A 20410-nucleotide genomic window follows, 5' to 3' on the forward strand; every position below is an offset into this window, starting at 1 on the left:
ACCGTGGACTCCGTCGCCTTCATCTGCAGGACCACCTTTCAGTCCCCTCCCCGCGTTAACCGATGTCGTGCTGCCCAGCCGCTTCGTGCTGTGTGATCGGAAGTCTTCCTCGCGGGGCGTTAAGCGGAGGTGAGGAGTGCGTACGGGTGGCATGAATCAGGGAGAACCCTGAGTCGAGAAGGCGACAGGACGCCCGCATCACGGGACATTCCGGACCTGTGGACAATTCCGAACACCTTGGCCGAGCCCGGTAATCTGCAGCTGGAGCGTTTCCCCACGAGGAGGTTCGGTGGTTTTCAAGCGGATGTTGCAGGCGATGGGCGTGGGCGGGCCGTCGGTCGAGACGGTGCTCGCCAACCCCAACTGCCGCCCCGGCGGTTACCTCGAGGGCCAGGTGCACGTCATGGGCGGCGAGCACGCCGTCGACATCGAGTACGTCGCCGTCGGCCTGATCACCCGCGTGGAGGTGGAGAGCGGCGACAGCGAGTACAACACCGACCAGGAATTCCACCGGCAGCGCCTCACCGGCTCGTTCAAGCTCGACCCGGGCGCGCGCTACGACGTGCCGTTCCGCTTCGACGTGCCGTGGGAGACGCCGATCACCGAGGTGTACGGCCAGCACCTGCACGGCATGACCATGGGGCTGCGGACGGAGCTCGAGGTGGCCCGCGCCGTCGACAAGGGTGACCTGGACGCGGTGGCCGTGCACCCGCTGCCGGCCCAGGAGCGGATCCTCGACGCGTTCCTGCGGCTGGGCTTCCGCTTCAGCCGGGCCGACGTCGAGCGCGGCCGGGTGTACGGCGTGCAGCAGACGCTCCCGTTCTACCAGGAGATCGAGTTCTACCCGCCGGCCCAGTTCGCGCACGGCATCAACCAGCTCGAGGTCACGTTCATCCCGACGCCGCAGCAGCTTCAGGTTGTCCTCGAGATCGACAAGCGCGGCGGGCTGTTCACCGAGGGGCACGACGCGTTCGGCCGCTTCGACGTCGACTACCGCACGGTCGACCAGGTCGACTGGACCGCGCAGCTCAACAACTGGCTGCAGCAGTCGGCCCAGCGCCGCGGCTTCTTCTAGGCCGCCCCGCCGGGCCGCCGATGCCGGCCCGGTCTCAGAGCTCGAGCCAGACGGTTCTCGGGCCCACGTTCACGCTCTCGACGAGCATGTGGGCCCGGAACCGGCCCGTCTCCACCGTCGCCCCGCGCCCCCGCAGCGCCTCGACGAACGCGGTGACCAGCGGCTCGGCCACCTCGGCGGGCGCGGCGGCGGACCACGTGGGGCGGCGGCCCTTGCGGGCGTCGCCGTACAAGGTGAACTGGCTGACCACCAGCAGCGGGGCTCCGGCGTCGGCGGCGGACTGCTCGTCGTCGAGGATGCGCAGCTCGTACACCTTGCGGGCCATGGTCTCGGCCGTCGCCGCCGTGTCGGTGTGGGTGACGCCGAGCAGCACGAGCAGCCCGTCCTCGATCTTGCCCACGACCTCGTCGCCGACCGTGACGCTCGCTCGGCTGACGGTCTGAATCAGTGCTCTCATCGGCGTACCAGCTCCGCTGCGGTGTCGAGTTCGCCGATCTCGTCGGCAGTGAGGGTGGCGGTCTGACGGCGGCGCAGCGCCACGGCCTCGTCCAGCATCCGGCGCGGATCGCCCGGCGCGACGGTCAGGAACGCGTCGAGGAACGTCCGCGCCAGCGCCCGCGCCGGGTGATCCCAGAGCGACACCTGAGCCATGATCAGCGCGGACAGCGCGGTGTCGAGGTCGGCGTCGCCCGCCCGCACGTTGCACCAGTCGATGACGACCGGCCCGCGTGCGGTCAGCAGAACGTTGTCGGCATGCAGATCCAGGTGCAGGATGCGGGTCCCGTCCGGGGCGTCCGGCCAGGGCGGCAGCTCATGCAGGCGGCGCAGCAGACCGGCGAGCTGCTCGGCCCCGTCGGTCGGCGAGAGGTCACCGGCGAGGGCGGCCTGCAGCATCGTCGGCCCGTCGAGGCGTTCCATGACCATGTCCCGGCCCGCGGCCTCGTGGACGACCGGTACGGGATAGCCGCGGCCGGCCAGGTAACGCATCGCCGCGGCCTCGCCGGTGACGTCGGCGTCGCGGCGGTAGCGGCGCAGGACCCGGGTGCTGTCGAGGGCGTACACGTCGGCCTCGCGTCCGGAGGCAAGCAGCGAGCCCGTCACCCGACGCACCATATCGGCCGCCGGACCGGGAACGCCGCGCCGACCCCGCACCAGCCAGACCGATCCCGCAGTCGCCAGGCCGACCCCGCAGCAGCAAGACCGATCCCGCGGTCGCCAGGCCGATCTCGCAGCAGCAAGACCGATCCCGCAGTCGCCAGGCCGATCTCGCAGCAGCAAGACCGACCCCGCGGTCGCCAGGCTAGTCCTGCAGCAGCCGGGCCGGCTTAGAGCCGGGGGCCGGCCCTCGGAGGGGCCGGCCCGGGAAGAGCTGTCAGTCGACGGCGGTGGTGCTGTTGTCGCTGTGGTAGGTGCGCTCGGGCGTGTCCATCCCGCCCGTCCCGGCGTCCCCGGTCGTCGTCGGTGCGACGCCCTGGCCGTGCCGGGCCTGCGGGCGGAAGCTGTTCGGGCCCGCGGTGCCGCCGGTCGTCGTCATGATGCCGCCGCCGGCCGGGCCGGGGCCGCCGTTGCGGAGCTGCTCGGGGTCGGTGCCGGCGGCGATCGTGCTCGACAGGCCCTCGTCGTCGTCGCCGTTCTCCGGGCGGGAGGTGCTCGGCACGTCCCGGACGCCGTCGATGTCGCCGTACTCGCCGTGGCCGATCTCGTCGTTGTCGCTCATGGTGATGTGGTTGCCCGAAGTGGGGTCCGGCAAACCGGGCGACGCCCCAGCCGCCGGCAAGGGGAGCGGCCGCCAAGGGGAGCGGCCGGCGGCCGGCAAGAGAGCGACCGGCGAGCTGAGCGACCGGCGAGCTGAGCGGCCGGCGAGGGGAGCGGCAGGCGGTCGCCGGGAGCAGGTCGCGAGGGGCAGGGCCGGCGGGAGAAGCGGCGGACCCGCATCGACGGGCGTGGCGGACCCGCATCGACGGGCGTGGCGGGCAGCCGACATCATGGGCGGATGGCTCAGGGTCTGCGCTACGCCGATGCCGTCAAGCTGCTCGGCGGGGCCGGTCCCGTCCTGCGGACGATGGACGACCTGCTGGGCGGCGCGCTCGCGGTCGCGACCGGCGGCGGCTCCGAGGTGGCGCTGAGCCTGTTCGACGCCAAGGCCGAGGTGATCCGGCTCGGCCACGTCGTGGCCGGGAAGATCCAGGATTCGGTACGGGTCCTGGGGCGCTACGACCGCAGCAGCCGGCTGCAGGCTGCCCATGGCGTGCTCGTGGTGTCGAGTTTCTTCGAAGCGCTGGACGTGACCGTGCGGGCGAGCGCGGTGGAGCCGCCCGAGTTGACGCGCGCCGACCAGATCATGCTCGCCTCGGACACCCGCGTCGACGGTAGCTGGCTGCACATGCTGTTCCACGCCGATCTGCCCGTACCGGCCGCCGAGTCCTCGTACGCGGAGCTGCTCGCCGGTCTGGACGGCTGGTATCGGAGCATGGCGCGGCGGGTGCGGGCGTACCTCGAGGGGCTCGCGGTGTGGGAGCGGGCGAGCGACGCCGACCAGCGCCGGGCGGCCGAGCTGATCGAGGGCCGCGTGCCGGAGCTGGCGCTGCGCCGGTACGAGGAGGCACACCGGCAGCTCGCGCTGGACGTACCCGAATTCGGGTTGTGGGTCGAGGCCGCCGACCGGCACCGCATCGGGCAGAGCCTCACCGAGCTGCGGACGCTGCTGGAGCGGGCCACCTCCGGCCGGGACCCCTCGGCGCGGCGGGCCGGGCTGGCGGCGGCGTACCGGGCGGATCTGGAGCGTTCCGTGGCCGGCGACGCCACCGGTGATCTGGTGGCGCCCGCGTTGCGCGACGCGTACCTGGATCCGCGGTTCCGGGTGAAGGCCGCCGGTCCGGGGGACCGGGTGGCGACCGACTCCTGGTGGGACGGCGACATCCGCGACGATTTAGCCGGCTTCCTGGCGCGGTATCTGACGACGCCGCAGGCGGCGGAGGCGCCTTTGCTGCTGCTCGGCCAGCCGGGGGCCGGAAAGTCGGCGCTGACGCGGGTGCTCGCCGCGCGGCTGCCGGCCGCCGATTTCCTCGCGGTCCGCGTGGTGCTGCGCGAGGTGCCGGCGGAGGCCGAGATCCAGGATCAGATCGAGGTCGCGGTCCGCGCGGCGATCGGCGAGAGCGTCGCGTGGGCGGACCTGGCCCGCGACGCCGGCGACGCGATGCCGCTGATCCTGCTGGACGGGTTCGACGAGCTGCTGCAGGCCACCGGCATCCACCAGTCCGACTACCTGCACCGGGTGGCCGAGTTCCAGCGGCGCGAGGCCGTGCAGGGGCGACCGGTGGCGGTGATGGTCACCAGCAGGGTGGCGGTCGGGGACCGGGCCCGGGTGCCGGCCGGCAGCCTCGCCGTACGCCTTGAGGGCTTCGACGAGTCGCAGGTGGCGCGCTGGCTGCTCACCTGGAACGCGGCCAACGCGGCCCGCCCCGGCCACCGTGACCTGCTGCCGGAGCAGGTCGGCCGGTTCCCCGACTTCTGTGAGCAGCCGCTGCTGCTGCTGATGCTCGCGCTCTACGACGCGACGACGTACGGGCTGCAGGGCGACGCCGCCTTCGGCACCACGCAGCTCTACGAGCGGCTGCTCAGCAGCTTCGCCGAGCGGGAGGTGCGGCGGCTGCACCCGGGCGCGCCGGAGCACGCCGTACCGGCGCTGGTGGACGAGGAGCTGGTCCGGCTGTCGGTGGTCGCGTTCTCGATGTTCAACCGGGTGCGGCAGTCGGTGACCGAACGGCAGCTCGACGCGGACCTGCGGGCGCTCGGCGTCGGCCCGGTGCGCCCCGGCGGCGGCGAGGCCTTCCGGCGACCCCTGTCCGGGGCGGAGGAGCTGATCGGGCGTTTCTTCTTCATCCAGCGTGCCCGGGCCCTGCGCGACGGCCAGACCCTGCAGACGTACGAGTTCCTGCATGCGACCTTCGGTGAGTTCCTGGTCGCGCGGCTCGTGGTCCGGCTGGTGCGTGACACGGCCGCCCGGGCCGCGGTGATGACGCTGTCGCTCGACGGGGGCGTACGCGACGACGGCCTGCTGCAGACCCTGCTCGGCTGGACACCGCTCGCGGCGCGCGGCACGGTGCTGCCGTTCGTGACCGAGCTGCTGGGCGAGCAGGATCTGACCGCCGTACGGGCCTGGCTCATGGAGGCGCTGCGGGCGGCGGTGCTGCGGCCGGCGTACCCTCAGCGCGAGTACCGGCCCACCGACCGGCGCCTGGACCACCTCACGGCGACGTACTCGCTGAATCTGGCGCTCCTGACGCTCGCCTGCGGGGAGCCGCTGCGGGCCTCGGAAGTCTTCGTGCACGCCGCCGACCCGGCCTACTGGCTGCGGGTGGCCGCGCTGCAATGGGAGGCGGCGGTGCCGTCCGGCATCTGGAGCGACCTGGCGGACACGATGACGGTGATCCGCAGCTGGGACGGCGAGCGGCGCGACGTCGTGCTCGATGCGACGTCGCAGCGCCGCTTCCCGGCGGTCGATCTACGGTGGACCGCCGCCGGCGCGCGGACCTGGACGTCGGTCCCGTACGAGCAGGTGGCGAACCGGCTGCAGCTCACCGGGGAGCCGGGAGTTGACCTGCTGCGGCTGGCCGTGGAGCCGCTGGGGCAGTGGGCGCCGGACGCGGTCACGACCGTGGTCCCGCTCGGCGAGGACGACGCGGACACGGTCGCGCACTGCCTCACCCGCGTCTGGGTCGCCTCCTCGCGAGACGCGGACGACCTGGCCGCCGAATATCGCCGCGCCGTCGAGATTCTCTTCGGCGGCGGCCCCGAGCAGGCGGGCCGGCAGCTGCACTTCGGCCGGGCCGCCCGGATGCTGCTCGGCATGCTGGCCCGTGACGCCGGCCGGCTGCCCGTCGAGGACGTGCTCTCCTGGCTGCGGCTGGTGTCGGCGAGCGGCTACTTCCGTCGCTCCGTACCCGAGGTCCTGGAATGCCTCGCCGCCCTGCACGCCCCGGCGGGCAGCGGGGTGGCCAAGCTGATCGACGGCATGGACCTGCTGCGGCTGCGCCTGGACATCCTCGACCAGCTCCGGGTGGTCACCGCCCTTCACGAGCTGCGCGAGCACCTGCCGGAGGGCACGCTCCGGCTCCTGCAGGCCAACCTGGCACCCGACGCGGGCTCGCGAAGTCGCACCCGAAGCTTGCTCGCCGAGGACCGGACGCTGGCGGCCCGCGTACGCCGGGCGCTGGATCAGTAGCCGCCGTCCCCGGTCACCGCGGCGGCCGGCGTCCGGTCGCCGCGCTGCCGGGCGGCCCAGTCGTCGAGGATCGACTCGGTCGCCGTCGCGCCGAAGCGGGTCGCTCCCGCCTCGTGCAGGGTCAGCAGCGTGTCCAGCGTACGGACGCCGCCCGCGGCCTTGACCTGCACGGAGGGTGACACGGTCGCCCGCATCAACCGGATGTCCTCCAGGGTCGCGCCGCCCGGCGCGAAGCCCGTGCTCGTCTTCACGAAGGCCGCCCCGGCCTGCTCGGCCAGCCGGCACCCGGTGACCTTCTGCTCGTCGTCCAGGTACGCGTTCTCGAGGATCACCTTGACGACCCGGCCCTGCGCGGCGGCCACCACGGCGGCGATGTCGTCGTGGACGTAGCCGGTCTCGCCCGCGCGCAGGCGGCCGATGTGCAGCACCATGTCGATCTCGTCGGCACCCGCCTCGACGAGCTCCCGCGTCTCGGCGACCTTGGCCGCGGTGGTCGTGCTGCCGTGCGGGAAGCCGGCGACCGTGCCGACCAGCACGCCGGTGCCCGCGAGCTCCGCGACGGCCGGCGCGACGTCCGAGGGGCGTACGCACACCGACGCGGTCTCGCGCCGGGCGGCGATCTCGCAGCCGAGCCGCACGTCGGCGGTGGTCAGCTCGGGGCGCAGCAGCGAGTGGTCGATCATCTTGGCGACGTTCATCGGGTTTCTCCTGTCCGGGGTGGCTGGACGTCGAAGCTGACGTGCAGGGCGTAGCGGGAGCCGACGTAGCGGCTGACGGTGTGTTCGAGCGGGGCGGAATGCTGGTCGACGATCAGCCGGCTCTCCACGAGCAGCGCCTCCGCGGGCGGCACCTGCAGATGGGCGCCGTCGGCCCCGGCCGCCGCCGCGGTCAGCGTGGACGAGCCGAGGGTGGGGCGCAGGCCCAGGTCGTGCAGGGCCCGGTGCAGGGAACCGGTCTCCAGGTCGACGTCCAGCAGGGCCGTCAGGTGCGGCGGGAAGCATGCGTACTCCACGGCCAGCGGGACGTCGTCGGCGAGGCGTACGCGGACGATCGAGACCACCCGCGGCGCCGCGGCGGTCAACTGCAGCGCGGCCGCCTCCTCGCCGGTCGCGTGCCGGACCTCGGCCGCCACCAGCCGCGACGACGGCCGACGCCCCCAGCTGCGCACCTGATCGTGGAAGCTCATCAGCGTCGCGGCGGCACGCGGCGCGGGCCGCTGCCGCACGAACGTGCCGCGCCCCTGGATCCGCTCGACGAGCCCGTCGGCCTCGAGCGCGTCGAGCGCGGCCCGCACGGTCATCCGCGCTACGCCGAACTCGGCGGCCAGCGCGGACTCGGCGGGAACGAGGTCGCCGGGACGGGCCTGCTCGAGGCGGGCCCGGAGAGCCCGCTCGATCCGCACGTAGAGCGGCGTCTTGGCCACTGGTCCTCCAGGTCGTCTAGACAACCTAGAGAATGCCGCCGGGCACGCCGGAAGTCCATAGGATGTGCGCCATGACGCTCTCGCTGCCCATCGACGCCGAGGCCAACAAGCTGCTCTCCAGCGACCCGCTGGCGCTGCTCATCGGCATGGTGCTCGATCAGCAGATCCCGCTGGAGAAGGTGTTCAGCTCCCCGTACGTCCTGACGCAGCGCCTCGGCCACGCGCCCACCGCGCAGGAGCTGGCCGGCTTCGACCCCGACGCGCTCGTCGCGGTCTTCGCCGAGCCGCCCGCGCTGCACCGGTTCCCGAAGGCGATGGCCGCTCGGGTGCAGGAGGTGTGCCGGGTGCTGGTTGCCGACTACGACGGGGATGCCGCGAACCTGTGGCGGGATGTGGCGGACGGCAAGGAGCTGGTCAGGCGGATCGCCGCGCTGCCCGGGTTCGGGAAGCAGAAGTCGCAGATCTTCGCCGCTCTGCTCGGCAAGCAGTACGGCGTGCAGCCGCCCGGGTGGCGGGAGGCCGCCGGTGCGTACGGCGAGGAGGGCGCGCACCGGTCCGTGGCGGACATCGTCGACGACGAGTCGCTGGCGCGCGTACGGGCGTTCAAGAAGGAGATGAAGGCCGCGGCGAAGCACGCAGCAGGCTGACCAGGTCGGTGGCCGGCAGCGGGGCGGCGAAGAGGTAGCCCTGGCCCACCCCGCAGCCGAGGAGCTGCAGCTCGGCCGCCTGCTCGGTGGTCTCGATGCCCTCGGCGACAGTGGTCAGGTGCAGCGCGTGGCTCAGCCGCAGGATCGCCTCGGTGATGCCCGCGCCCTCCGGGGTGCCGTTCAGTTCCGCCACGAAGCTGCGGTCGATCTTCAGGATGTCGACCGGCAGGCGGGTCAGGTAGTGCAGCGACGAGTAGCCCGTACCGAAGTCGTCGATCGCCACGCGGATGCCGTGCGAGCGAAACGCGGCCAGCATCGAGATGCTCGCGGCGTCGTCCACCAGCGCCGACTCGGTGATCTCCAGCACCAGGCGGGCCGGGTCGAGGCCGGTACGCGCCAGCACCGACAGCACGTCCTGCACCAGCGTCGGCACCTGCAGCTGGCGCGGGGACAGGTTGACGCTGACGTACATGTCGCCGGGCCACGAGGTGACCTGGCGGCAGGCCTGCTCGAGCACGTACATGCCCAGCGCGTTGATCAGGCCGCTGCGCTCGGCGATCGGGATGAACCGGCCCGGTGAGACCACGCCCAGCGTGGGGTGCTGCCAGCGGACCAGCGCCTCCACGCCGATCGGGCGGCTGTCGGCGAGGTCGACCAGCGGCTGGTAGAGCACGGTCAGCTCGCCTCGGTCGAGGGCGCCGGACAGGTCCTCGCCGAGCTGGGCGTCCGCGGCGCGGCGGTCGGACATCGACGGGTCGTGCAGTTGGACGCCGTGCGTACCGAGGTTCTTGGCCTGGTACATGGCGACGTCGGCGCGGCGCAGCAGGTCCTTGGGGGTGTCGCCGGCCCGGCTGGTGGCGACGCCGATGCTGGCCCGTACGGGCAGCGTGTCCTCGCCGAGCACCACCGGCGTGTCGGCCGCCGCGGCGAGCACCCGGTGCGCCGCGGACAGCGCGCTCTCGGCGTCGATCACGTCGGTGAGCAGCACCACGAACTCGTCGCCGCCGATGCGGGCGGCCACGTCCTCGGACCGTACGCAGCCACGCAGCACGTCGGCGAACCGGGTCAGCATCGTGTCGCCGGCGGCGTGCCCGTACGCGTCGTTGACGAGCTTGAAGTCGTCCAGGTCGATGAGCAGCAGCGCGACGTCCAGCCGGTGCCCGACCGTCGCGGCGAGCCGGGCGTCCAGCCCGGTCCGGTTGGCCAGCCCGGTCAGCGGGTCGTGCAGGGCCATGAGCTGCAGCTCGTTCTCCCGCTGCCGCAGCCGGGTCTCGACCTCCTGCCGCCGCTGGATGTCGAGGCGCAGCGCGGCGGTGGCCGCGTCGACCTTGCTCATGGCCCGGTTGCGCGCGCCGGCGAGCAGGCCGACCAGCGCGGCGAGCAGCAGCGTGATCGTCATGGCCACCGTGAACGTGCTGGTGACGATGCCCCGGTCGGTCTCGTCGAGCAGCCGCTTGGTGGGGTGCACGTCGAGTTTCCAGGTGCGCAGCCCGGCGGCCATGAACGACACCCGGTCCAGCGTCGCCGACGGGCGAGCGTCGCCACCGGCGGCCCGCGCCACGGTCCGGCCGCTGCCGTCCAGGGGGTCGTCCAGCTCGGCGGTCACGGCGCCGTGCGACTGCGTACGCAGGGTCTCGTTCAGCAGGTCACCGCCGTGCACGCCCATTGTCAGCCAGCCGCGGAAGGCCCCGCCGAGGAACGACACCGGTACGGCGAACGTGAACGCCAGTTGCTGCTGTGCCACGGGGAGGGCCCGGTCGGCCGGCAGCACGTACGCGCGGCTCACCGCCAGCCCACCGGTCAGCCGGGCGTCGGCGAGGGTCTCCTCGGCCTCCGGCGAGGCGCTCATGTCCTCGCCGGCCTCGATAGCCGTGCCGTCGAAGGAGCGGGTGAACACCATGAACGCGTGCTCCTGCCCGTTCCCGACCGGCTGCAGCCGCAGGCCTGTGGCGCCCTTGCCCCGCCAGTAATCCTCCAGCGCGGTGACGCCGGCGTCCGGGGTCGACACCACGAACGCCAGCGAGGCCGCGCCGGGCAGCCGCCGGTTGCTCACCTTCGCCGTGATCCACGCGAAGTCGTCGGCGGTCAGGTCGGTCTGCGAGCCCAGCGCGATGGCCACGTCGGTGAGCGTGTCGGCGTACCGCTGGACCTCGGTCGTGATCGCCCTGCTCAGGTCGCTGGTGTAGCGGTCCATGAGCTGTGCGGCGTAGCGCTGCTCCGAGGCGCGGGCACTGCGGGCGGCGCCCCAGGACGCCGCCGTGCCGAGCAGCGTGACCACGACGACGAGAGCGACGCCTGCCCAGCGCCGCTTCGAGACATGGGAGCCCGAGCGCACGGACTACCTGATCGGTCGCGGCGCGCCGGAATGAAGGCTTGCCGAGCGGGCTGCGTCGATACTGGGCACCTTCCGTGCGGCAGTGCAAGGATGGGCCGGTGAAGAAGCAGCCGGAGCGGCCGGTGCTGATCACCGACGCCGCCCGCAGCCAGAGCGACCAGCTCCGCAGCCGCGAGATCCGCTACGTGACGATGATGGGCCTGAGGGCCGCCTGCCTGATCCTGGGCGCGGTCCTGATCAGCGTGCGCCCGCCGCTGCTCCCGCTCTGGCTCTCTCTCTGCGCGGCCGGCATGGTCTTCCTGCCCTGGGCCGCCGTCCTGATCGCCAACGACCGCCCGCCCAAGCACAAGGTCGCCCCGCCGCCGCGCGTCGAGAAGCTCCAGCCGGCGATCGAGCCGCGCACGGCCGAGGAGACCGCCCACCGCACCATCGACGTCGAGCCCTAGGGTCGCGCTCCCACGGTCGTCACCGCCGCGGCCCCGAGCGCCGCGCCGGCCGCCAGCGCGGCCTGCGGCTCCGCGCCCGAACACCATGCCTTGAGCAGGCCCGCCGCGAAGGCGTCACCGGCCCCGGTCGGATCGATCGACCGTACGGGCACACCCGCCACCGACCGCAACACCCCGTCCCCGGATCGCCAGACGGCACCGTGCGCGCCGCGTTTCACGACCACGTTCCGGGCGTACGCGCTCAGCACGGCCGCCTGCTCCTCCGCGCTGCCGGGGCCGGCCAGCACGGCTGCCTCGTCGGCGTTGCACAGCAGCAGGTCGATACCGCGTACGAGCTCCAGAAAGTCACCCGACGCGCGCAGGGGTGCCGCCGAGGCCGCGTCGACGCTGGTCGTGAGCCCTCGCTCGCGGGCCGCCGCGAGCGCCGCCACCCCGCCCGGCCGGGACCCCGCGTGCAGCAGCGGGTATCCCGACAGGTGCAGGTGGGACGCGTCCGGTACGCCCTTGACCGCCGCCGTGACATCACCCGGGTCGAGCAGCAGCGCGGCGCCCCGGTCGGTGATCATCGTGCGTTCGCCGGCCGAGCTGAGCACGACGACGCTGCCGGTGGCCGTACCGGTGTGGTGCCGTACCTCGCACCGCACGCCGGCCGCGACCAGCTCGGCGACCCGTTCCCGCCCGGCGTGGTCGTCGCCGACCGCCGCGACCAGCGTCACCGCGCAGCCGGCGTGGGCGAGCCAGGCGGCCGTGTTGGCCGCCTGACCGCCGCCGCCGACGCGGATCTGCGCCTGCGTGTCCGACCCGACCGCCGGTGGCCCGGCGTGCCGCACCAGGACATCGGTGACGAGATCGCCGACGACCAGCAGGTGAGCGGCGGTCGCGGCCGGGCCCGGTGTCATGCCGGCAGGGAGAAACCGAGCGCGGTGTGCGCCGGGGTCGCCGCCGCCGCGATCTGCGCCGCGAGGGCGGCGTTGCGCAGGATGATCCGCACGTTGACCTCGAGACTCCTGCCCTCGGTGCTGCTGTGGAAGTGGCTCAGCAGGAACGGGGTCACGGCCTTGCCGGTGATTCCGTCGCGGGCGAGGAGGCCCAGGCCCTCGGCGAGCGTACGGTCGTGCAGCTCCCGGTCCAGCTGCTCGTCGGCGGGCAGCGGGTTGCCGAGCACCAGCGCGCCCGCGCCCACCCCGTGGTCCTCCCGCGCCTGCATGACGGCCGCCACCTGGGCGGGGGAGTCGAGCTGCCAGTCCACGTCGTGGCCGCCGTCGGTGACGAAGAAGCCGGGGAAGCGGCGGGTGCCGTACCCGGCGACGGCCACGCCCAGCGTCTCGAGGCGCTCGAGGGTCGCCCCCACGTCGAGGATCGACTTGACCCCGGCGCAGACCACCACGATCGGCGTACGCGCCAGCGTGGTCAGGTCGGCCGACTCGTCGAACGTCGTGCTGGCTTCCCGGTGCACGCCGCCGAGCCCGCCGGTGGCGAATACGCCGATGCCGGCCGCGGCCGCGACGGCGCTGGTGGCGGCGACGGTCGTGGCGCCGTCCGCCCCGGTCGCCGCGCCGAGGGCCAGGTCGCGGACGGAGAGCTTGGCCACGCCGTCCGCGCCGGCCAGGTGCTCGATCTGGGCGTCGTCCAGCCCGACCACGAGCTCGCCGCCGATCATGCCGATCGTGGCGGGCACGGCGCCGTTGTCGCGGACGGTCTGCTCGATCTCCCGGGCCACCCGCAGGTTGTCGGGGCGGGGCAGGCCGTGGGAGACGATCGTGCTCTCCAGGGCCACCACCGGACGGCCGTCGAGGCGGGCCCGGGTCACGTGGTCGCCGTAACGGATGGAGAAGCGGCCCACCGGCCGCGTGGAATCGGTCACGATGGCAACGGTACGGGCCCGGAAACGGGCTTGGTCGTTGGACCGACCAGGCGTGAGCTGTCAGACTTGCGGGTTGGAGAGCTTCTGCCGCGGAGACCGGGGGGCACGCGGTGGCCGAGACCACATATTCGAGAGGCAGATGCCGTGAGCACGCAGATCCTCGAGCGCCCGGAGACCAAGGACGCCGATACCGGGCCGGAGATGTTCCACTACGTGCGCAAGGAGAAGATCGCGGAGAGCGCCGTCATGGGCACCTTCGTGATCGCGCTCTGCGGGGAGAAGTTCCCCGTGACCAAGTCGCCGAAGCCGGGCTCGCCGGTGTGCCCGCAGTGCAAGGAGATCTACGAGGCGATGCAGGTCTGAACCACTTTCACCACGGGGGAGTCACGTGACGGCGAGTCACACCCTGCTCGTCGCGGACCTCATCGGTGTGGCGGTCTTCGCGGCCTCCGGCGCCAGCGCCGCGGTCGCGAAGCGCCTCGACCTGTTCGGTGTGGCCTTCGTCGGCTTCGTGGCGGCTCTCGGCGGCGGAATCCTGCGCGACCTGGTGCTGGACGCGGTGCCGCCGCTCGCCTTCGCCGACTGGCGGTACGCGATCACAGCCGTCGGCGCCTCGATGGCCGTCTTCTGGCTGCACCCGCACTTCAACCGGCTGCGGCGTACGGTGCTGCTGCTCGACGCCGCCGGCCTGGGCCTGTTCACGGTCACCGGCACGCTCAAGGCCATCGACGCCGGGATGCCGGCGGTGGGCGCCTGCCTGATCGGCATGCTCACCGGCATCGGCGGCGGCCTCGCGCGTGACCTGCTCACCGGCGAGATCCCGGTGGTCCTGCAGCGGGACATCTACGCGGTGGTCGCGCTCGGCGGCGCCGTCGCGGTCACCGTCATGAGCCGCCTCGGGGTGGCCGATCCGGTCACCCTGGCCCTCGCGGCGGCCGCGATGATGTCGGTACGGATGCTCGCCCTGTACCGCCGCTGGTCCGCCCCGGTGGCCGTGCCGTAGCCCGCCGCCCGTGACGGTGGCCGCCGCCGCGGGGTGGCGCGGTGGCCGTGCGGTGGTCGCCGCCGCCGCTATGCTGGGTTTCGCCTCCGCGGCATTCCGCGGGGGCGTTTTGCTGATGGGGAAGGGATCGTCGCAGCTTGAGTCCGCCGTTGCCGAACCTGGAGACCTTCCCGCCGCTGCGTGACTGGCAGCGCAAGGCGCTGGTGAGATACCTGCGCAACCGCTCCGCCGACTTCATGGCGGTCGCGACCCCGGGAGCCGGCAAGACCACGTTCGCGCTGCGCATCGCGGCCGAGCTGCTCTCCGACGGCACGGTCGAGGCGGTCACCGTGGTGTGCCCCACCGAGCACCTGAAGACCCAGTGGTCCCAGGCGGCGGCCCGGGTCGGCATCCAGCTCGACTCGGCGTTCCGCAACTCCGACGTGCACAGCTCCCGTGACTTCCACGGGGCGGTGATCACGTACGCCCAGGTCGGCATGGCGCCGGCCGTGCACCGCCGGCGCACCATGACCCGCCGCACGATGGTGATCCTCGACGAGATCCACCACGCGGGCGACTCCCGCACCTGGGGCGACGGCGTCAAGCAGGCCTTCGACCAGGCCGAGCGGCGGCTGATGCTCACGGGTACGCCGTTCCGCTCCGACGACAACCCCATCCCGTTCGTCGAGTACGAGCGCGGCCAGGACGGCCTCCAGCGCTCCCGCTCCGACTCGGTGTACGGCTACAGCGACGCGCTGCGCGACGGCGTCGTCCGGCCGGTGATCTTCCTCGCGTACTCGGGGGAGACCCGCTGGCGCACCAGCGCGGGCGACGAGCTGGCGGCGCGTCTCGGCGAGCCGATGACCAAGGACCTCATCGCCCAGGCGTGGCGTACGGCCCTCGACCACCGCGGCGACTGGATGCCCCAGGTGATGCGGGCGGCGGACGCGCGCCTGTCCCGGCTGCGCTCGCACGGCATGACCGACGCCGGCGGCCTGGTCATCGCCAGCGACCAGCAGTCCGCCCGCGCGTACGCGAAGCTGCTGGACGAGATCACCGGCGAGAAGGCGGCGGTGGTCCTCTCCGACGACCAGGGCGCTTCCGCGCGCATCGCCGAGTTCGCGCGCTCCGAGCAGCGCTGGCTCGTCGCGGTCCGGATGGTCTCCGAGGGCGTCGACATCCCCCGCCTCGCCGTCGGCGTGTACGCGACCAGCGCCTCCACGCCCCTCTACTTCGCGCAGGCCATCGGCCGTTTCGTCCGCGCCCGCCGTACGGGCGAGACCGCGACGGTGTTCCTGCCCAGCGTCCCGCACCTGCTCGGCCTCGCCAGCGAGATGGAAGCCCAGCGCGACCACATCCTCGGCGCGCCGAAGGACCCGGACGGCCTCGACGACGCCCTCCTCGAACGCGCCCAGCGGGCCGAGGACGCGGAGGGCGAGCTCGAGAAACGCTTCGAGGCGCTGTCGGCCACGGCGGAGCTCGATCAGGTCATCTACGACGGCACCTCGTTCGGCACGGGGGCCCGTACGGGCACGCCCGAGGAGGAGGAGTACCTGGGGCTGCCGGGCCTGCTCACCCCGGACCAGGTCTCGGTCCTGCTGAACAAGCGCCAGTCGGAGCAGATGGCGGCCCAGAAACGCGCGGCCGCAACGGCGCCCAAGGAGTCCGTACCGGCCCAACGCGAGCCGGTCGCGACGATGAGCGCGGCGGAGCGCCGCGTGGCGCTGAGGCGGCAGCTGAACACGCTCGTGGCCGCCCACCACCACCGCACGAACCTGCCGCACGGCAAGATCCACGCGGAGCTGCGGCGGCTGTGCGGGGGGCCGCCGAGCGCGCAGGCGACGATCGAGCAGCTCGAGGAGCGGATCGCCACCATCCAGACCCTCTGAGCATCCAGGCCCGGCCGCGGCGTGGTGGCCGTTGGGTGGCCCGCTCAGGGCCGGCTGCGCGGTCGCCGGACTGGATGCTGGGGGCGCGGCCGCCGGCCTGCATGGGTGCGGCCGCAGCCAGGGCGGGCCGGCCTGCATGGTGTGCGGCCGCAATCAGGGCGGGCCGGCCTGCATGGTGTGCGGCCGCAATCAGGGCGCGCCGGCCCCTCACGCGGCCGCTGGGGCGGGCTTGGAGCACGTTTTGGCCGCGCTGCCGGCGGATCGGCGTCTTCGGTACCCACGGAAAAAGGGCGCCCCCACACCGGGACGCCCTTTCCTTGCTTGTTGTGGGGATCTAGTTGGAGTTAGACATCATGTCCGCGCCGCGCCACGTGAACTCGGGGTCGGCCGCGTACTGCACCGCGATCTTCACCAGGTCCTCGGCGTACCTGTTGGCGTGGTGTCCGCAGAACACCAGCTCGCCGCCACCAGCCAGGGTCAAACGGAGCTTCCCGGCTGCATTGCAGCGGTCGCACCGTTCATCGGCTGCTGTTCCGGCCACGCTTCCCGCCGGCGGCGTGAGAGTCGGGGTCATCGCCTTCCTCCTCTGGTCGTCACCGATGAACATGTTCCTCGGCTACTGCTCACCCATCGTGCAACACCCTTGGCCGTTGCAGCCTTCCCACTGTGCCCTGGGGGGACCCAAGTCACACGTGGTCCGGCTAGTGTGCCGTGCCCCAAGGGTGCCACGTCAACGATCACTTCTGCACAACGGTCTGATGACCACCCGATGATGTACGGGTAGTGACCAAAAGGGCACCGGATGTTGACGGAAGGGCCCATCGTCCAGTACTGATCAAGCTGTCCGTGCCTGTACCCAAAATGCTGATCTTGAGAGTCGCCGCCCCGGAACGACGCGATCCGCGGACGAGCGGACCCCGTCGGGAACGTCCGCCGAGCGTCAGCCGCCTCGTGGCGTAGACCGATCGAGCGCCACCCCGCAGCGACCGCCTTCCGGCGTGAAGCAGCCCCGCCGGCGCCATGACGGCAGCCGGCGGGGGAGAGCTTCGCAGTCCCGGTGACGCTCAGTCCAGGTAGTCGCGCAGGACCTGGGACCGCGACGGGTGCCGCAGCTTCGACATCGTCTTCGACTCGATCTGGCGGATGCGCTCGCGCGTCACGCCGTAGACCTGGCCGATCTCGTCGAGCGTGCGGGGCTGGCCGTCGGTGAGGCCGAAGCGCAGCCGTACCACGCCCGCCTCGCGCTCGGAGAGCGTCTGCAGCACCTGCTGGAGCTGGTCCTGCAGCAGCGAGAACGAGACCGCGTCGACCGCGACGACCGCCTCGGAGTCCTCGATGAAATCGCCGAGCTGGCTGTCGCCCTCGTCGCCGATCGTCTGGTCGAGCGAGATGGGCTCCCGGGCGTACTGCTGGATCTCCAGCACCTTCTCCGGGGTGATGTCCATCTCCTTGGCCAGCTCCTCCGGGGTGGGCTCGCGGCCCAGGTCCTGGAGCAGCTCGCGCTGGATGCGGCCGAGCTTGTTGATGACCTCGACCATGTGCACCGGGATGCGGATGGTGCGGGCCTGGTCGGCCATGGCGCGGGTGATGGCCTGGCGGATCCACCAGGTGGCGTACGTGGAGAACTTGTAGCCCTTGGTGTAGTCGAACTTCTCGACCGCGCGGATCAGGCCCAGGTTGCCTTCCTGGATGAGGTCCAGGAACGCCATGCCGCGGCCGGTGTAGCGCTTGGCCAGCGAGACCACGAGGCGCAGGTTGGCCTCGAGGAGGTGGTTCTTGGCGCGCTCGCCGTCGCGGCCGATCCAGCGCAGGTCGCGCTCGAAGTTGCGGTCGAGCTTCTCCTCGCCCTCCTCGCAGGCGCGCAGGCGCTCGGCCGCGTACAGCCCGGCCTCGATGCGCTTGGCGAGCTCGACCTCCTGCTCCGCGTTCAGCAGGGGGACCTTGCCGATCTGCTTGAGGTATGCCCGGACGGAGTCGGCGGAGGCGGTGAGCTCGGCGTCGCGCCGGGCCTGCTTGAGCGCCTCGGACTCCTCGTCGTCCCACTCGAAGTCGCCGTCGGTGGCCGAGCTGGCGGCATCGGTGGCCGCGGCCTGCACCAGGGCGGGCGGCTCCTCCACGACGACATCCTCGATCTCGGCGGCGAGCTCCTCGGGGTCGATGTCCTCGGCGGCCTCGGGCCCGCCCTCGCCGGGAGCGCCTGCCTTCGTCGCCTTGGTGGCCTTCGCCGGTCCGGCGGCGGCCTTCTTCGCCGGTGCGGTCTTCTTGGCGGCCGCCTTCTTGGCGGCGCCCTCCGCGGCGGCCGGGGCCTCACCGTCGGTGGGTTGCTTCGGCGCCGGGGTGGCGGCCTTCTTGGCCGCGGGCGCGCGGGTCGCCTTGGCGGTGGTCGCCTTGGAGGCGGGCGTCGCGGAGCGGGCGGCGGCGACCCGGCGGCGGGTGCTGGCCGAGCCGTCGACGACGACCGTGACTCCGGCGTCCACGAGGGCGCGGAGGATCTTCTTGGCCTGGGCCGGTGTCACCTCGGCGGACTCGACCGTCTGCACGACCTCGGCCGACGTGATCTGCCCACCCGCACCCTGCGCGTGGGCGATCAGGGCCTCGGTGAGAGAGCGAACGTCGGCACCGGTCTGGTGGGCTTCTGTCACGAATGACCTTCCGGAGGGCGATGGAGCACGGCCATGGGCCCAGCGCAGCACGCGGCGAAACGAGGCTGGCCGGTGGGTGTGGGAGCCCTCGGGTCGCGGACGGGCCTGGCGAGCGGGTGTCCGTGAAGCGTGGGCAGGGGTGAATTGTAGCGCCGTCCAGCGAGATCCTCCCGCCGCAGCACGCCGCGGGGGGTCGCCGACCTCGCTGCAGGCGCCGGGCGGGAGAATGGTAGCCGCTGAAAGGGCGGTGTGGAGTGGCTGAGAACCCCAGATCATCGACGCCGGAGGACCTGCTCGCGGTGGCCGTGCGGATTGCCCGGGAGGCCGCCGGCACGGCGCGGCGCATGCGCGCCGAGGCCATCACCGACGTGCAGACCAAGAGCACCGACACGGATGTCGTGACGGCGGCGGACCGGGCCGTCGAGCGCCAGGTCGTGGAGGCACTGCGGCGCGAGCGGCCGGGCGACGGCGTACTGGGCGAGGAGTACGGCGACAGCACCGCGTCCACCGGCGCGGTCCGCTGGATCCTCGACCCGATCGACGGCACGGTGAACTACCTGTACGGGCTCCCGCAGTACGCCGTGTCCCTCGCCGCCGAGGTCGAGGGCACAGTGGTCGCCGGAGTGGTGCACAACGCCGCCACAGGGGACGAGTGGACGGCCACGCTGGGCGGCGGTGCCTGGCGCGTGGATCGCCGATTGCGCGGCTCGGGGCGTACGACGCTCGACCAGGCGCTGGTGGGAACGGGCTTCGGGTACGACTCGGCGCGCCGGGCGCATCAGGGCGCTGTGGTGGCCCAGTTGATCACCCGGGTGCGTGACATCCGGCGGTTCGGCGCGGCGTCGCTGGATCTGTGCATGGCGGCGGAGGGCAGCCTCGACGCCTACTTCGAGAAGGGGCTCAACCCGTGGGACCACGCCGCGGGCGGGCTGGTCGCGACCGAGGCGGGTTTGCGGGTGTCCGGACTCGACGGTCATCCGGCCGGCAAGGACATGCTCGTGGCCGCCCCGCCGGCGCTCTTCCCGGCGCTGCATGATGCGCTTGTCGAGCTGGACGCCGCAGGAGGCCCGTGACGTCCCGCAGTGGCCGGGGTGCCCTTGACCCCCCGATGACCGCGCTGAGGCCCTCAGGCTGCGCCTGAGGGCCTGCGTGGACGGGTCAGGAGTCCTTCTTGACCGGAGCCGCGCACGCGCCCGGCGGGAGCTGCGGCTCGCTGAGCTCGACGAGCGACTGGTTGACCTCGGTCGTGGTGGCGAGCTGCTGGAACCGGCCGCCGATGACGATGTCCACGACGGCGCCCTTGCGCTTGGCGCTGTACTGCGGGTCGGCCTGGTTGAGGAAGTACGCCCGCAGCAGCCACGCCGAGCCGACCGCGTCCGGGCCGTACCGCAGGATCGCGACGCCGTCGAACTTCTTGTTGTTCTCGGCCGGCTTCTGGGTCTGGAAGCGCCGGTTCTTGAAGTCGTTGGTGACCCGGTCGGCGAGGCCCGCCTGGTCGGTGCCGTTGAAGATCCTGACCGTGACCTCCTGCGGGTCGTCCGGCAGCTTCACGTTCGCCATCACCGAGCCCTCGGGGCATCCACCGCCGGCCACGGCGCCGCCCTGGGTGTCGCGGACCAGCGCCACGACGACGAAGACCACCGCCGCGACGGCGAGGACGCCGACCACGACGAGCGCTCGGACGCGCGCAAAACTCATGGGTGCAGTACTCCCGCCTCGGGTGTGCGTCGTCCTCGGTGACGCCACGGTCTGCGGTGAGGTTAGCGTCTGCCCGCCATGCCCGCGGCGTGTGCCCACCACGCGCACGGAAAGATCTGCCCGCCACGCGCACGGAAAGAGGGAACGTCTCCCGGCGCGGCGACGATGATCCACGCCGCTGGGCC

At 72.6% G+C, this 20410-nt stretch carries 19 protein-coding genes; 8 read left to right on the plus strand and 11 right to left on the minus strand.

Annotated features, from left to right (window positions below):
* The first annotated feature begins 289 nt into the window (after positions 1–289).
* Entirely contained in the window at positions 290–1075 is a 786-nt protein-coding gene (locus tag IT780_RS09000) for a sporulation protein (protein WP_199510990.1), read from the plus strand.
* 34 nt (positions 1076–1109) lie between these two features.
* Here the strand turns inward: IT780_RS09000 and dtd are convergent, their stop codons facing one another.
* From dtd to IT780_RS09015, 3 genes are all read right to left on the minus strand, one after another.
* Complete coding sequence (gene dtd / locus IT780_RS09005; RefSeq protein WP_199510991.1) at positions 1110–1532, minus strand: D-aminoacyl-tRNA deacylase; 423 nt, start codon at positions 1530–1532, stop codon at positions 1110–1112.
* On the minus strand, positions 1529–2176 hold the full coding sequence (locus IT780_RS09010; RefSeq protein ID WP_307831103.1) for a phosphotransferase: 648 nt from the start codon (positions 2174–2176) through the stop codon (positions 1529–1531). The genes dtd and IT780_RS09010 overlap by 4 nt, the downstream gene beginning before the upstream one ends.
* A gap of 271 nt (positions 2177–2447) precedes the next feature.
* On the minus strand, positions 2448–2792 hold the full coding sequence (locus IT780_RS09015; protein WP_199510993.1) for a hypothetical protein: 345 nt from the start codon (positions 2790–2792) through the stop codon (positions 2448–2450).
* A 276-nt stretch (positions 2793–3068) separates the two neighbouring features.
* Here IT780_RS09015 and IT780_RS09020 point away from each other — a divergent pair, with 276 nt between their 5' ends.
* The gene (locus IT780_RS09020) at positions 3069–6299 is read left to right on the plus strand and encodes an NACHT domain-containing protein (RefSeq protein WP_199510994.1); all 3231 of its coding nucleotides are present in this window, start codon (positions 3069–3071) and stop codon (positions 6297–6299) included.
* Here IT780_RS09020 and deoC read toward each other — a convergent pair.
* The gene (gene deoC, locus IT780_RS09025) at positions 6293–6997 is read right to left on the minus strand and encodes a deoxyribose-phosphate aldolase (RefSeq protein WP_199510995.1); all 705 of its coding nucleotides are present in this window, start codon (positions 6995–6997) and stop codon (positions 6293–6295) included. The genes IT780_RS09020 and deoC overlap by 7 nt on opposite strands.
* On the minus strand, positions 6994–7722 hold the full coding sequence (locus tag IT780_RS09030; protein WP_199510996.1) for a GntR family transcriptional regulator: 729 nt from the start codon (positions 7720–7722) through the stop codon (positions 6994–6996). Before IT780_RS09030 ends, deoC begins: the two co-directional genes overlap by 4 nt.
* A 71-nt stretch (positions 7723–7793) precedes the next feature.
* On the opposite strand from IT780_RS09030, the gene IT780_RS09035 reads away from it, so the two are divergent.
* A complete protein-coding gene (locus IT780_RS09035) occupies positions 7794–8369 on the plus strand; it encodes an HhH-GPD-type base excision DNA repair protein (protein WP_199510997.1) in 576 nt (191 codons plus the stop codon).
* Here IT780_RS09035 and IT780_RS09040 read toward each other — a convergent pair.
* A complete protein-coding gene (locus IT780_RS09040; protein WP_199510998.1) occupies positions 8326–10704 on the minus strand; it encodes a putative bifunctional diguanylate cyclase/phosphodiesterase in 2379 nt (792 codons plus the stop codon). The two genes, IT780_RS09035 and IT780_RS09040, sit on opposite strands and share 44 nt — an antisense overlap.
* A 98-nt stretch (positions 10705–10802) precedes the next feature.
* Here IT780_RS09040 and IT780_RS09045 point away from each other — a divergent pair, with 98 nt between their 5' ends.
* Positions 10803–11150, plus strand: coding sequence for a DUF3099 domain-containing protein (locus tag IT780_RS09045; protein ID WP_199510999.1), 348 nt, complete (start codon positions 10803–10805; stop codon positions 11148–11150).
* Here the strand turns inward: IT780_RS09045 and IT780_RS09050 are convergent.
* The gene (locus tag IT780_RS09050; protein ID WP_199511000.1) at positions 11147–12049 is read right to left on the minus strand and encodes a carbohydrate kinase family protein; all 903 of its coding nucleotides are present in this window, start codon (positions 12047–12049) and stop codon (positions 11147–11149) included. The two genes, IT780_RS09045 and IT780_RS09050, sit on opposite strands and share 4 nt — an antisense overlap.
* Positions 12046–12993, minus strand: a complete 948-nt coding sequence (locus IT780_RS09055; protein ID WP_199511457.1) for a pseudouridine-5'-phosphate glycosidase — start codon at positions 12991–12993, stop codon at positions 12046–12048. Before IT780_RS09055 ends, IT780_RS09050 begins: the two co-directional genes overlap by 4 nt.
* A gap of 165 nt (positions 12994–13158) precedes the next feature.
* On the opposite strand from IT780_RS09055, the gene IT780_RS09060 reads away from it, so the two are divergent.
* The 3 genes from IT780_RS09060 (at position 13159) to IT780_RS09070 (ending at position 15885) form a co-directional block, all read left to right on the plus strand.
* Positions 13159–13377, plus strand: coding sequence for a DUF3039 domain-containing protein (locus IT780_RS09060; RefSeq protein ID WP_199511001.1), 219 nt, complete (start codon positions 13159–13161; stop codon positions 13375–13377).
* A 25-nt stretch (positions 13378–13402) separates the two neighbouring features.
* Positions 13403–14017 (plus strand): trimeric intracellular cation channel family protein, encoded by a 615-nt coding sequence (locus IT780_RS09065; protein ID WP_199511002.1) that lies wholly within the window; start codon positions 13403–13405, stop codon positions 14015–14017.
* Positions 14018–14154: 137 nt separating this feature from the next.
* A complete protein-coding gene (locus tag IT780_RS09070; RefSeq protein WP_199511003.1) occupies positions 14155–15885 on the plus strand; it encodes a DEAD/DEAH box helicase in 1731 nt (576 codons plus the stop codon).
* Between the two features lie 334 nt (positions 15886–16219).
* Here IT780_RS09070 and IT780_RS09075 read toward each other — a convergent pair whose 3' ends face one another.
* Together IT780_RS09075 and IT780_RS09080 are read right to left on the minus strand one after the other, a co-directional pair.
* On the minus strand, positions 16220–16459 hold the full coding sequence (locus IT780_RS09075; RefSeq protein ID WP_026205883.1) for a DUF7455 domain-containing protein: 240 nt from the start codon (positions 16457–16459) through the stop codon (positions 16220–16222).
* A 490-nt stretch (positions 16460–16949) separates the two neighbouring features.
* Positions 16950–18527: an RNA polymerase sigma factor gene (locus IT780_RS09080; protein WP_199511004.1), complete on the minus strand. Its 1578-nt coding sequence runs from the start codon at positions 18525–18527 to the stop codon at positions 16950–16952.
* Positions 18528–18781: 254 nt separating this feature from the next.
* On the opposite strand from IT780_RS09080, the gene IT780_RS09085 reads away from it, so the two are divergent.
* Positions 18782–19600 carry an inositol monophosphatase family protein gene (locus IT780_RS09085; protein ID WP_199511005.1) on the plus strand — a complete coding sequence of 273 codons (819 nt, stop codon included), beginning with the start codon at positions 18782–18784 and terminating at the stop codon, positions 19598–19600.
* An 85-nt stretch (positions 19601–19685) separates the two neighbouring features.
* Here IT780_RS09085 and IT780_RS09090 read toward each other — a convergent pair whose 3' ends face one another.
* Entirely contained in the window at positions 19686–20225 is a 540-nt protein-coding gene (locus IT780_RS09090; protein ID WP_199511006.1) for a LytR C-terminal domain-containing protein, read from the minus strand.
* Between the last annotated feature and the right edge of the window lie 185 nt (positions 20226–20410).

The sequence above is a fragment of the Nucisporomicrobium flavum genome, assembly GCF_016464385.1.
GTDB classification, from domain to species: Bacteria; Actinomycetota; Actinomycetes; order Mycobacteriales; family Micromonosporaceae; genus Actinoplanes; species Actinoplanes flavus_A.

Coding starts and splice junctions, on each gene's coding strand:
- IT780_RS09090 (WP_199511006.1), bottom strand. CDS start 20,225: ATGAGTTTTGCGCGCGTCCGAGCGCTCGTCGTGGTCGGCGTCCTCGCC.
- IT780_RS09015 (WP_199510993.1), bottom strand. CDS start 2,792: ATGAGCGACAACGACGAGATCGGCCACGGCGAGTACGGCGACATCGAC.
- deoC (WP_199510995.1), bottom strand. CDS start 6,997: ATGAACGTCGCCAAGATGATCGACCACTCGCTGCTGCGCCCCGAGCTG.
- IT780_RS09020 (WP_199510994.1), top strand. CDS start 3,069: ATGGCTCAGGGTCTGCGCTACGCCGATGCCGTCAAGCTGCTCGGCGGG.
- IT780_RS09035 (WP_199510997.1), top strand. CDS start 7,794: ATGACGCTCTCGCTGCCCATCGACGCCGAGGCCAACAAGCTGCTCTCC.
- dtd (WP_199510991.1), bottom strand. CDS start 1,532: ATGAGAGCACTGATTCAGACCGTCAGCCGAGCGAGCGTCACGGTCGGC.
- IT780_RS09050 (WP_199511000.1), bottom strand. CDS start 12,049: ATGACACCGGGCCCGGCCGCGACCGCCGCTCACCTGCTGGTCGTCGGC.
- IT780_RS09075 (WP_026205883.1), bottom strand. CDS start 16,459: ATGACCCCGACTCTCACGCCGCCGGCGGGAAGCGTGGCCGGAACAGCA.